Raw genomic sequence first — 1,141 nt, forward strand, 5'->3', positions numbered from 1 at the left:
CTTCATCGACCGCACCGTCGAGTTCTATCACCGCACGCTGCTCTGGGTTCTGGAGCGCCAGCGCGCCACGCTGGTCGTGACCTTCGCCACGCTGATCGCCACCCTCGCTCTCTACGTCGTGGCGCCAAAAGGCTTCCTGCCGCTTCAGGACACCGCCTCGATCACGGCGGTGACGGAGGCCGGACCCGACGTCTCGTTCGCGGAGATGCAGAAGCGGCAGGCCGAGGCGGCCGACGCCATCAAGGCCGATCCTGACGTGGTCGGCGTCGTCTCGGTGATCGGCGCCGGCTCGGTCAATCCGACCACCAATGTCGGCCGTCTCGTCATGACCTTGAAACCACGCGGCGAGCGGCGCGACGACGTCAGCGTGGTCGTGACCCGGCTGAAGGAGAGGGTGTCGGGCATCCCCGGCATGACCGTCTATTTCCAGCCGGTGCAGGACGTGCAGATCTCGACCCAGTCGAGCCGCTCGCAATACCAGTACACGCTGACCGGCACCGATGCGGCGCTGGTGTCGGAATGGGCGCGCAAGCTGGTTGCGGAAATGCGGCGCGATCCCTTGTTCCGCGACGTCTCCTCGGAGGCGCAGGAAGGCGGCCTGCGGGCGCAGCTCGATGTGGATCGAACGCGGGCGGGCCAGCTCGGCGTGAGCCTGCAAGGAATCACCGACACGCTGAACGATGCCTTTGCGCAGCGGCAGATCTCGACCATCTACGGACAGGCCAACCAGTACCGCGTTGTGCTGGAGGCGCTGCCGATGTACCAGCGCGATCCCTCGATCCTGTCGAAGCTCTATCTGCCGGGCGCCGCGAGCACTACCGTCGGCGCGCCCAACGCCCAGGTGCCGCTGTCGGCGGTGGCGACGCTGAAGCGCACCACCGCGCCGCTTGCGATCTCGCATCAGGCGCAGTTCCCGGCGATCTCGCTCAGCTTCAACCTCGCGCCGGGCGCGGCCCTCGGCGATGCCGTCGAAGCCGTGAAGACGATCGAGACCCGGATCGAAATGCCCAACAGCATCGTCGGGGTCTATGCGGGCGATGCCGCCGAATTCGCCAAGGCACTCGCGGGCCAGCCCTGGCTGCTGCTCGCCGCCGTGATCACGATCTACATCGTGCTCGGCGTGCTCTACGAGAGCTACATC

The 1,141-nt window shown here is 67.0% G+C and carries 1 protein-coding gene; it reads left to right on the top strand.

The window, feature by feature from the left end; genetic code table 11:
- Positions 1–1,141: efflux RND transporter permease subunit (locus AC1D00_RS42230; protein ID WP_477014793.1), on the top strand; the 1,141-nt coding region annotated here is incomplete at both ends.

This window comes from Bradyrhizobium sp. P2_E8 (genome assembly GCF_056403875.1).